The organism is bacterium (assembly GCA_030652805.1).
Classification (GTDB): domain Bacteria; phylum JAHJDO01; class JAHJDO01; order JAHJDO01; family JAHJDO01; genus JAHJDO01.
This window is the reverse complement of sequence record JAUSPT010000050.1, coordinates 1-12,233: the sequence shown is the minus strand read 5'-3', so window position 1 is coordinate 12,233 and position 12,233 is coordinate 1. Positions and strand designations below refer to the sequence as shown.

The 12,233-nt window shown below is 37.7% G+C and carries 8 protein-coding genes; 4 read left to right on the top strand and 4 right to left on the bottom strand.

What is annotated here, in order from left to right; all coding sequences use genetic code 11:
• Positions 1-394 precede the first annotated feature (394 nt).
• On the bottom strand, positions 395-961 hold the full coding sequence (locus Q7J67_05340) for an ATP-dependent Clp protease proteolytic subunit (protein MDO9464703.1): 567 nt from the start codon (positions 959-961) through the stop codon (positions 395-397).
• A gap of 239 nt (positions 962-1,200) precedes the next feature.
• Between Q7J67_05340 and Q7J67_05335 the strand changes: the two genes are divergently transcribed.
• The 4 genes from Q7J67_05335 to Q7J67_05320 are packed head-to-tail and all read left to right on the top strand — an operon-like array spanning position 1,201 to position 7,442.
• On the top strand, positions 1,201-2,235 hold the full coding sequence (locus Q7J67_05335; GenBank protein ID MDO9464702.1) for a MoxR family ATPase: 1,035 nt from the start codon (positions 1,201-1,203) through the stop codon (positions 2,233-2,235).
• On the top strand, positions 2,219-3,112 hold the full coding sequence (locus tag Q7J67_05330; GenBank protein ID MDO9464701.1) for a DUF58 domain-containing protein: 894 nt from the start codon (positions 2,219-2,221) through the stop codon (positions 3,110-3,112). Before Q7J67_05335 ends, Q7J67_05330 begins: the two co-directional genes overlap by 17 nt.
• A complete protein-coding gene (locus Q7J67_05325; protein MDO9464700.1) occupies positions 3,113-5,203 on the top strand; it encodes a BatA domain-containing protein in 2,091 nt (696 codons plus the stop codon). It begins immediately after the preceding gene.
• A gap of 7 nt (positions 5,204-5,210) precedes the next feature.
• On the top strand, positions 5,211-7,442 hold the full coding sequence (locus Q7J67_05320) for a glutamine amidotransferase (protein MDO9464699.1): 2,232 nt from the start codon (positions 5,211-5,213) through the stop codon (positions 7,440-7,442).
• Here the strand turns inward: Q7J67_05320 and Q7J67_05315 are convergent.
• From Q7J67_05315 to Q7J67_05305, 3 genes are read right to left on the bottom strand one after another with little or no spacing between them, the layout of a single operon-like run.
• Positions 7,435-7,998 (bottom strand): DUF3109 family protein, encoded by a 564-nt coding sequence (locus Q7J67_05315; protein ID MDO9464698.1) that lies wholly within the window; start codon positions 7,996-7,998, stop codon positions 7,435-7,437. The two genes, Q7J67_05320 and Q7J67_05315, sit on opposite strands and share 8 nt — an antisense overlap.
• Positions 7,992-10,844 carry an excinuclease ABC subunit UvrA gene (uvrA, locus tag Q7J67_05310; GenBank protein ID MDO9464697.1) on the bottom strand — a complete coding sequence of 951 codons (2,853 nt, stop codon included), beginning with the start codon at positions 10,842-10,844 and terminating at the stop codon, positions 7,992-7,994. Before uvrA ends, Q7J67_05315 begins: the two co-directional genes overlap by 7 nt.
• Positions 10,837-12,030, bottom strand: coding sequence for an aminotransferase class I/II-fold pyridoxal phosphate-dependent enzyme (locus Q7J67_05305; GenBank protein MDO9464696.1), 1,194 nt, complete (start codon positions 12,028-12,030; stop codon positions 10,837-10,839). Before Q7J67_05305 ends, uvrA begins: the two co-directional genes overlap by 8 nt.
• Positions 12,031-12,233: the final 203 nt, after the last annotated feature.

Here is a 12,233-nt window from a genome sequence, read left to right as displayed (position 1 = left end):
TGATGAGAAAACTGGCATATCTGAAATCAGGTGCTGGTATGACAATAGGCTTGTTGGTGTTCAAACAGCTAAAAATGAAGACCTAAATATTGTGCACTTTTAAACTTTAAACTGTGCACTTTTAAATTTTATCTAACAGAAATACTTTTTGAACCATAAAATCCCGAAGCAATCGGTTGTCCCCTCCCCCACAACCGCCTGCTTTAGCTGGCGGTTATTGTAGGGGCAGCCCTTGCAGCTGCCCGTTTGTCATTCTCCGAATTGATTGGGGAATTCGGGTGGTTAAGGTTTGACATTGTTTTTAAAGGTTTCTGTATCCCTTTACTTTATGAATAAAATCCTATACCGCCCCAAAATGCACAAATCTTCCACTACCCCCAATACTATTGGAACATCACTTGAGGTTACATGCGATATGATTATAGCCAGTGGGAATAGACACCTCGCAAACCTCATGAATAATTCCCTTTTCGAGAGCAAACTCAAGTCCTTTAGATTCTCCTTGGTCGAGTAGAGAAAATATCTCCTTCTTGCTTATGGAAGTACGACTGGTGATGATATTAGCATAATCATTCTCGTTTTGTTGAATTGTACTGATGCATTCATGGAGTTGCTTTCGATTGAGGGCAGCCCCTTGACCGAATGTCCATGTGACACCGTGAAACAAGAAATTGGAATTACTGCTGGCGTATCGCTTATTACCAGCGAGGAAAATACACGTCGCTATGGAATCTACGGAACCTATGTTGTGGAACACAACTTCAGTAGGGAGAGCACGAAGGAAGTTGTAAAGAGTGATCCCAGCATTTATTCCCCCGCCACCGGAGGAAAATAAAATGTATATTTGCGATGGTTTATTTTTATGGATGACATCCGCAATAATGGCAATTAGGGTTTTTACTTTCTCTTCATTTATTGAATCAACAAAGGTGATAAAAAATGTGTCTGCATTGTATTTCATATTCTTTGTTCCCCCTAACATTAATTATTTAAGTCACTTCTACTTTAGTGTTACCATAGCTTAAATTGCTTAAAACCTCAATAAAAATAGACAAAAAGCATTATACTCCCCCATCCCAAAACCATAAAGAAAAAAGGGCGGAGAATTTCATCAAAAAAACGAATGGATTGTTTTGTAGTTGTGATTTATAATGAGTTTCTAACAAAGGTTATGCGAAGTAATTTAAGGAGGATGTTGAAATGGACGACAGTAAGATTGTTGAAGCGGATTTAGGGGCAATTGAAGAATTTAAGGATGCCAGAGAGAAAATCTTAAAAGAAATTCGCAAGGTGATTATTGGTCAGCAGCAGATAGTAGATGAAATTTTGATTGCTATGTTTTCCAGAGGTCATTGCCTTGTTGTCGGCGTGCCCGGACTGGCAAAAACACTGATGGTAAATACAATTGCGCAGGTCATGGATTTAAAGTTTAAAAGAATTCAGTTTACTCCTGACCTTATGCCCTCAGATATTACAGGCACGGATATCATGGAGGAGGATTCTCAAACGCACAAGAGAAGTTTCAAATTTATAGAAGGTCCGATCTTTGCAAATATAGTGCTGGCTGATGAGATAAACAGGACACCACCAAAAACACAGGCTGCCTTGCTTGAAGCAATGCAGGAATATGAAGTAACTGCAGGAGGTATAACCTATCCTCTGGAGCTTCCGTTTTTTATTTTAGCGACACAGAATCCTATAGAGCAGGAGGGCACATACCCTTTGCCTGAGGCGCAGCTGGATAGATTTATGTTTAATATTAACATAGACTATCCTTCCAAAACTGAAGAGCAGGAAATAGTCAAATCTACTACATACGAAACCAATACTGAACTCAGCCCTGTATTGAATGGGGAAAAGATACTCGCACTTCAGAGAATCACAAGGCGCATTCCTGTTTCTGACCATGTAGTCATATATGCGACAAACATTGTAAGAGCATCCAGGCCAAAGGATGCTTCTGCTCCTGAATTCATAAAAGACTGGGTCAGCTGGGGGGCAGGGCCAAGAGCTGCTCAGTATCTAATACTCGGCGCAAAAGCAAGAGCAATAACACGAGGTGACTATAATGTATCTTGTGAGGATGTGAGAAGTGTTGCTCCTCCTGTGCTCAGACATAGAATTATTATTAATTTTAATGCAGAAGCTGAAGGAATAGACTCAGAGAAGATTATAGAGAAGCTGCTCAATACAATTACAGAACCAACAGAAAAGGATTATGCAAAGCTATCGTAGGTTTCTCGATCCAAAGGTAATTGCAAAGATATCCAACCTGAACCTTGTTGCAAAATTAGTTGTTGAAGGATTTATATCCGGCCTGCATAAAAGTCCATATCAGGGATTCAGCGTAGAATTCTCTGAACATAAGGAATATTCCCTGGGAGATGACCTAAAACATGTAGACTGGAAAGTATATGGAAAAACAGATAAATTATATATAAAGAGATATGAGGAGGAAACAAATCTTAAAGCTTATATTCTTCTGGATGCAAGTAATTCCATGTTCTTCAAGTCAGGACATGTTTCAAAGTATGAATATGGCTGTTTTCTTGCTGCATCCCTTGCTTATCTGATGATTAAGCAAAGAGATTCTGTAGGTCTTGTGGTGTTTGATGAAAAAATAAAAGATTATATACCACCTAAATGCAGTAGAGGTCACTTAAAAAATATCCTGCAAACACTTGATAGAACCTCATCAGGACAAAAAACTAATATTAGCAAAACCTGCCATGATCTGGCTGAAACAATAAAGAGAAGAGGGTTAATAATTTTGATATCAGATCTGCTTGATGATGCAGAATCAGTAATAAAAGGGCTAAAGCATTTCAGGCATAAAAAACACGAGGTCATTGTCTTTCATGTTCTTGATAAATATGAGACAACATTCCCTTATGAGAAGCCTGCTGTTTTTCAAGATATAGAAACAAAAAAAACTCTTTCCGTGAATCCTAAACTTATCCGCGAGCAATATTGGGCAGAGATTGACAGCTTTACACATAAGTATAAGCGCGATTGTTCTGAAGGGATGATAGACTATGTAAGGGCGGATACATCTGTGCCTCTGGACGCAGCGCTGTGTTCATATCTTTCTAAAAGAGCAAGACTGGGATAAATGTCAATATTCTTTCTTAATCCGATTTTCCTCTTTGGTATGTTGTCAGGGATTATTCCTATCGTAATACACCTGGTATCAAATCGCAAAACTGAAACTATTCAATTTAGCACTTTAAGATTCTTAAAGCTCTCGCATCTTAGAACAATGACAAGATTAAAGCTCAGACAAATCATATTATTATTGCTCAGAATCCTTATCCTTATACTCATATCGCTTGCAATATCAGAACCTGTTGTGAAATTCTCCGGATTTTCATTTTTCGGGAAAGGGAAAGCAGTAAGCGCTGTTATTATTCTTGATAATTCATACAGCATGGCTTATAGAGGAACAGATACGCCTTTTGATAAGGCAAAGGATGCTGCTATACAAATATTAAAATCTATTAAAAGAGCAGATGAAGTTGCACTTATTCTAACGAACGGCAGAGGATATCAAGGTGGTCTGGAGGATGTTATGCCAGATATTTCATTATCAAATGATTATGCTGACATTGGGACGGCTTTAACTAAAGCAATAAAAATTCTTACTAAGTCTGCAGGGCCTAATAAGGAGATATACTTAATCACAGATTTGCAAAAGGTTTCATGGGATAATATAGAATCTCCAATTAATCTTAGCTCTGATGTGCATCTATATCTTGTGAATGCAGGAAAGGAAGATTTTTCTAATACTGCAATAACAGACGTAAAGCTTAAGGTGCAGAGAATGTCTCTACAGGCGCATGCTGAGATAAATAATTTCTCAAACTATGCAACAAAGACCAATGTATATATCTATATTGACAATGTAAAAAAGCAGGAACAGACAGCATATATAGATGCCAAATCAAAGATTATCCTAAACTTCTCAGTGGACATGGATAAGCCGGGATTGCACCACGGCTATATCAGTATTGACCATGACAAGCTGAGCATAGATAATAAATATTTTTTTACTGTTAAAGCAGCTCCTGTATTTCCAGTACTTCTCGTTAATGGGCATAAATCTGTTTTCCCATATTTAGATGAGTGTTTTTATTTAAGATCTGCTTTGAGCCCATCCAAAGGGGCCTTATCAAGCATAAAGATAGATGAAATAACCACAGAAAGCTTCTTATCTGAAAAGTTGGACAAATATTCTCTTGTTATACTTGCCAACGTAAAGGTCAACGATCAGGGTATTGCAGACATGCTAAAACCATACATACATAAAGGAGGAAACCTGCTGATATTCCTGGGAAATAATACTAATGTTCCGGATTATAACCGTATCTTTTATGAGAGTGGATTACTGCCTTCAAAACTTCTTATGTCTATGGGGGATGAAGATGACCATTCTAATTTTTTTACGTTTGCAAAAGTACATTATAAAAACAAGATATTTGATATATTTGAAGGAACAAATGTCAATTTAAGCCATATCCATTTTTATAAGATTTATGCTGTACAATATGATCCTGCCCTGGAACAATCGACAAAGGTGCTATCCTGGTACACAAATGGTTATCCTATGTTTTTAGAAAAACAGTTGAGTAAAGGAAGAATCTTCCTGTTTACAAGTTCTCCTAATATTTCGTGGAATGACTTCCCTATTCATCCTGCATACTTGCCGTTTCTGCATCAGATTATATATTCACTGGAACGAGATACGACTCAGCCGCAAAGTTATTTAGCTAATTCAGTACTCAGGCTTAAGATTCCTCCTGATGTGAAGGAAGTTTCAGTAATAAGTCCGGATGGTACTCTCTGGCAGACTACATCCATTGAGAATGATACATTCAATTATACCAACACAAAAACGTCCGGTATTTATCAGATTAATCCAGGCAAGACTCTATTTGCTGTCAACCTTGATACTAAGGAGTCAGATCTATCAAAAATAGCCAGAGATGAGATTAATAGGTATATAAAAGGGAATTTGAGCTTTATATCTACATTTGATGAGATTATTCCAAGTATGAGAAGAACAAGAGAGGGTGTAAGACTCTCAAATCCTTTACTGTTTCTATTAATATTGCTGCTCCTTGTTGAGGGGATTATAGCTAATAGATTTATTCCATCCTATGCTGAACGCAAAAAAATGTTTATAAGTGCAAGAACTGTTAAATAGGTAAATCATGGACTTGTGGCGCCTGCAAAATATAAGAATAGAGTTTGAGAATCCAGTAAATCTTTTTTTGCTGGTCGTAATACTCGCCATAGCTATTACTGCTGTAATCCTAACATATATCAGGCTTTACTCTGTTCTTTCCAGGAAGCAAGCAGGCTGGATAGTTTTTCTCAGGATTCTTTTAATAATTATAATTCTAGGCGCAGTGTTAAGGCCGACAATCAGTTTCTTGAAATCGAAGCTTCAGAAATCCTGCTGTCTGCTTTTGTTTGATACTTCAAAAAGCATGGGTGGGCATGGCCCTTTTTCTCCAAAGAGTAAATTGGAAATAATTAAGGATACAATCCATAGAGATGAAAATAATTTTATCAGAACACTATCTAAACAGTTTATAGTTAGAACATTTGAATTTTCAAAGGGTTCTGCTGAGATGTCTGAAAAAGACATACCTGCAAAGCTCAGCGCGCATGGCAATTCTACAGATATCGCTGCTTCAATAGAAAATGCTGTTAAAACAATGGGAGAAAGCCCTATATCCGGAGTGGTATTGTTTACTGATGGAAATAATAATGCAGGCAAAAATACGGTCAAAAGAATTAAAAGCCTCGCAGTTCCAATATACAGTGTTGGACTGGGCAATATAAAGGCAAATAAATCATTTAAGGATGTATCAATTACCCATATCAGTTCTCCATTAACCGGATATTTGGGAGAAAAGATAAATATAGATATTAAGATTAAAAATCGAGGATATGAGGAAAAACTAGTTCCTGTTAATGTGGAGCTGGATGGAGAGGTGATATCCAGCAGTAGTGTGCTGCTAAAGGAATCTGAGAATGTACAAAATCTGGAGATCGGTCTTATTCCAAAACAAGTGGGTGTATGTAGATATGTCGCAGAGGTTCCTCCTTTGGAAGGAGAGCTTATAACGCAGAACAATAAAAGGACTTTTACTGTACTCATAACCAGGCAGAAAACAAAGGCACTCTATATTGAAGGAGGTCTAAGATGGGAATATAAATTCCTTAAAAGGACCCTTGAGTCAGACCCGCATATAGATCTTACTGCTTTTATATTAACTTCATCAGGACAGTTTTATCAACAAGGGATTTCCACACATCGAGAACTCAATGATATTCTGCATCATAAGGAAAATCTTAAAGAATATGACATTATCATTCTAGGAAATATTAAAAACATGTTTGATGAAAAATCTGCTTCTAATATTGTCAATTTCACCGGAAATGGCGGCGGTTTTCTCATTTTAGGCGGTAAAAATTCCTTTGAAAGCGGAGGATATCAAAGAGGCGAGCTATCAAAGATATTTCCTGTCGCTTTAGAAGGTAGTGGCGAGTGGGAAGGGAAAACTTTTGTACCAGTGCTTACACCTGAAGCATCCAGACATCCGATTCTAAAGAATCCAAAAACACAATTACCTGCTTTATCCGGGTTTAATCTTCTCTCAAGGCCTAAGCCTGGGGCTATAGTACTTATCTACGCTTCAGACTCTAAATCCCTAAAAAAATGGCCAGTATTGATAGTCCAAAATTACGGGGAAGGGAAAGTAGCTGCTATAGCAACTGATTCTACATGGAAATGGGCATTTGCAGAAGACATCAATATCAATATATATCAGACATTCTGGGGGCAGATGGTGAGATGGCTGTGCTCTGGAGATAAAAAGCCAAAGCAAGATACAGATCATCTCCTCATATATACAAACAAGGATTATTACGAGCCCGGTGAGATAATTCATATTATGGCGTCTGCATATGATAAGGAATATCGTAGATATGATAAAGCAAATATAAATTGTCAAATAACTACACCATCAAACAAAAAGACTTTTCTGAACTTGACTAATGTGGAAGGCAAGACAGGAGAATATGAAGCAGATTATGAGGCAGATGATATCGGATATTATCAATTAAAAGCTACTGCTAAAATTGAAGACATTTCAAAAGAGGAACTGATTGGATTTGCTGTCGGCAATCCTTACATGGAAGAGGAAGACATTGGCTTAAATGACGTGCTGCTTAAGGATATATCCTTATCTACAGGAGGGGCATATCATACACCAGAGAATATATATGGTATTTTTAATGAAATAAAAGCCAGGCACAGGCAAACAATCACATCCTACAGAATAAAATTGCATAACTCTCCCCTACTGCTTTTTCTTTTTATCATACTTCTCAGCGCAGAATGGCTTATAAGAAAGAAGCTGCAGCTTATATAGAACTTTCTTCATAGCATTTCTCTAATTTTTTATACCACTGATTACCAGACATTCTAATAAGGGCTTTCTTACACGTCTGAAAGACAGGAGTTGAGCCTCCTAAAGCTGATTTACATTCAGAATACTGGCAGTATCTTAATGATATTATTTTCCCCAGTCGGATAACCCTTATTGGAAATAGAGAGCAGGATATGGGTTTTATTTGGACAGGATCTATTTCAGTGTTCACACAATAAGTATGAATAGCGCATTTGGTTATTCCTTCATGCTTGTATGAAAAAACGCACGGTCCATCATCGTAAAGGGACTCAACACAAAGGGTTCCACTTCGATATACTTCTGCGTATCCATTCTTTTTTATGATTTTTATATTTTTCTTTGGAAGATATTTTTCAATGTTTTTTAAATGTTTATCTATTATTTCTACATCTTCCTCAGATATTGGTGCTCCAAAGTCCCCTGTTGCGCAGCAGTGTCCGTGACAGATCTCAAGGCAGCATGAAAAATGGGTTTTAAGAATAGCATCGTCAACAACAATTTCATCTATTATCAGCATTCCAGAACTTTCTTCAGAAACTTTCCAGTATATGAGCGCTTATTCTTAGCAACTTGTTCCGGAGTTCCTTCTGCTACGACTTCTCCCCCATTGTCTCCTCCCTCTGGTCCAAGATCTATAATATAATCAGCTGTTTTTAAAACGTCTAAATTATGCTCGATTATCAACACTGTATTCCCTTTATCCACTAATCTTCCTAAAACATCCAATAACTTCTGAACATCTGCAAAATGCAGACCTGTGGTTGGTTCATCAAGTATATAGAGCGTCCTGCCTGTTGAAACCTTACTTAATTCACTAGCCAGCTTAACCCTTTGTGCTTCTCCTCCTGAGAGAGTGGTAGCAGACTGTCCTAATTTTATATACCCGAGACCTACATCGTTTAGAGTCTGCAGTTTTCTTTTTACAGGCGGAATGTTCTCAAAAAGTTTCAGAGCTTCTTCAATTGTCATATCCAAAACGTCTGCTATGCTTTTATCCTTGTATTTAATCTCCAGAGTTTCTCTATTGAATCGCGTTCCTCTACATGTTTCGCATGTTACATAAATATCAGGAAGGAAGTGCATCTCAATCTTTTTTAAGCCGTCACCTTTACATGTCTCACATCTTCCGCCTTTAACATTAAAAGAGAATCTTCCAGGCTTATATCCCCTTGCCCTTGAGCCCGGAACCTGAGAAAACAGACGTCTTATATAATCAAAAGCACCTGTATACGTGGCAGGGTTGGAACGAGGGGTTCTGCCTATTGGCGCCTGAGTGATATTTGCAACTTTATCTATTTGAGAAAATCCTTTAATATCAACATGTTTACCTGGCTTTTCTTTTGAGCCGTATAGGATTTGAGCCAGAGCTCTGTACAGTATTTCGTCAACCAGTGTGCTTTTACCGGAACCAGATACGCCTGAAACACAGACCAATAACCCTAGAGGGATATTTACGTTTATCTTTTTTAAATTGTGTTCAAAAGCCCCAAGTATTCTAAGCTGCTTTTCAGTTGGCCTTCTTCTTTGTTCTGGCGTACCAATCTTAATTTCTCCTGACAGGTATTTACCTGTAATAGAATTCCTATTTTTAATTATTTCTTCGGGCCTGCCGCACGCTACAAGATCTCCGCCGTGAATGCCGGCTCCCGGACCGAGATCTATTACATAATCCGCATTTCTTATTGTCTGTTCATCATGTTCTACAACAATAACTGTATTCCCCAGGTCGCGCAGACTGGTTAATGTCTTCAGTAATTTTCTATTATCTCTCTGGTGAAGCCCAATACTTGGCTCATCAAGGATATACAATACTCCAACAAGACCTGAGCCAATTTGTGTAGCGAGCCTGATTCTCTCTCCTTCTCCTCCTGAAAGAGTCTGCGCTGTTCTATCCAGTGTAATATAGTCAAGTCCTACATTGGAGAGAAATGTTAATCGTTCCCTGACTTCTTTTAGAATATCATGCGCAATAACTTCTTCTGTTTTACCCAAACGCAGATTATTAAAGAATCTGATAGCAGATTTAATTGATAAGGAACATATTTTAGCTATTGATTTCTTATTTATCCTTACAGCAAGACTCTGAGGGGAAAGTCTTGCGCCTTCACACTCAGGGCATAATCTGACTCTCATGTATTTATTATAGATCTCTGACTTTACATATTCAGAATCAGTCTGGCTCCATCTTCTCTCAAGGTTATTAATTACCCCCTCAAATTTCATTCTATGTCTGTGGATTCTACGTCTGAGTCGCAACGTAAAATCCAGTTTTTCTTCTGTGCCATACAGAATCATGTTTTGATGTTCTTTGCTTAAATTCTTGAATGGAATATCAAGGTCTATATTATAGTGATCGCTAACTGTCTCCAGCATCTGAAACAGGTATCTTCTTGTTGCTGCTTTCCAGCGGTGGCGTTTTGTTGTTATCGGATTGCTCCACGAAATAATTGCGCCCTCATTAATTGACAGATTCATATCAGGCACGATCAGGTCGGGATCAACTTCCATCTTCCTGCCCAGTCCATTACATGTTTTACATGCACCATAAGGGCTGTTAAACGAGAACATACGGGGTGTGAATTCAGAGTAATTTATTCCACATTTAATACATGCAAAATGTTCACTAAACAGGATATCTTTCTTATTGTTGATACATACCAAAATTAATCCTTCACCCAGTTTTAGAGCAGTTTCTACAGAATCACTAAGACGTGATTTGATATCTGATTTTATAGCGAGTCTGTCTACAACGACTTCAATGTTGTGTTTTTTGTTTTTATTGAGTTTTATCTCGTCTTCCACATTATAGATGTTCCCATCAACTCTGAGTCTTACAAAGCCTTTCTTTCTAATATCCTCAAAAAGAGCGTTATACTCCCCTTTTCTACCTCTCACTATTGGGGACATAAGCATAATTTTAGAGGATTGAGGGAATTTCATAATGCTGTCAACGATTTGCTGGGAAGTTTGATGTGCAATTTTTCTTCCACATTTATAACAGTAGACTTCTCCTATGCGTGCAAACAACACCCTTAGATAGTCGTAAATTTCTGTTACTGTTCCAACTGTTGAGCGGGGGTTTCTTGCAGAGGTTCTTTGTTCAATAGAGATAGCAGGAGAAAGTCCTCCAATATAGTCAACATCAGGCTTATCCATTTGTTCAAGGAACTGGCGCGCATAGGAAGACAGGCTTTCTACATACCTTCTCTGGCCTTCTGCATAGATAGTATCAAAAGCCAGAGAGGATTTCCCTGAACCACTAAGACCGGTAATAACAACAAGTTTATCTCGGGGAATTTCCAGATCTATGTTTTTAAGATTATGCTGGCGAGCGCCCTTGATGATTATACTGTTGCTATTCATACCTGGTCATGAATTGCCTGATTTTTTTGTATGCCTGTCTTAAGACATCTTCCTCCGGCAGGAAAACAATTCTGAAGTGTTTTGTTTCCGGCTTTTGTCCGAATCCCCCACCATGAACAACAACAACGCCTGTTTCATAGATTAAATCAGAAACAAATTTCTGGTCTGATACAGGCACATCTATTTTAGGAAATGCATAAAAGGCTCCCCTTGGTTTTACACACCTGACGTTTGGAATAGCATTGAGCATTTGGTATGTAATATCTGCCCTTCGTTTAAGCTTTGCATTTGCCTCTTTTATATGTGACTGATCCCCTTCTAAAGCTGGCTTTATTGCATATTGCTCAGGGTGATTTGCGCAGAGTCTTGCACGTGTTAGTTTCTGCATAGCCCTGTAATAGTCTCCTAAATTTTCCTCTTTACCGCTCACAACACACCATCCAATACGCAGCCCTGGAGATAGATAGGACTTTGAAAGCCCGCCAAAAGTAAGAACAGATGCCTCTTTTGAGATAGACGCGGTAGAGATATGCTCCTCAGCATCAAAAACAAGTTTGTCATATATTTCGTCGGAAAATATTACAAGATTATGCTCAAGAGCAAGATTAACAATTTGGGTAAGAGTTTCCCTTGTATAAACTGCGCCTGTTGGATTATTAGGATTTATAAGAATAATGGCTCTTGTATTTTTATCTATTTTTCTCTTTATATCATTAATGTCTGGCTGCCAGTCATTCTCCTCATCTAAGTAATATGAATTGATTCCTGCTCCAAGCTTTGTTAGCACTGCTGTGTACAAAGGGTAACCAGGTGAAGGTATCAATACATTTTCATCAGGATTCACAAGACTTGTTAATGCTATTTCAATAGCTTCGCTTCCTCCATTTGTAATAAAGATGTCCTGAATATTTTTTATTCCCTTTCTACACGCTTCATTCTTAACAGATTCAATCGCTTCATCAATTCCAGACGATGGAGAATATCCTGTAAATCCACTTTTCATTGCATCATATGTAGCCTCAACAATATGAGGAGGTGTTTTAAAATCAAATTTTATTGGATCACCTATGTTAAGATAAAGCATCTTCCTGCCCTGAGACGCTGCCTTATCAGCTATTAGCATAATATCTCTAACAGCATATTTAATGTCTTTTGTTCTCCCAGCCGGTTTGATATGTGAATTCACCAATTTTATCCCTTAAACTTAGATAAACAAGATAATGCCAAGTCCGTATAAAGTCAATAGAATTGTCAACCACATTTAGAAATGTCCGCTTTTAAAACATTTAGAAATGTCCTATTTTGTTAAGATTAGTAGTAGTAAATTTTTCTTTTTGATCAAACTTTTTCTTTTTGTTAATTATGTGCATATTGTGGATAACTCCTTGT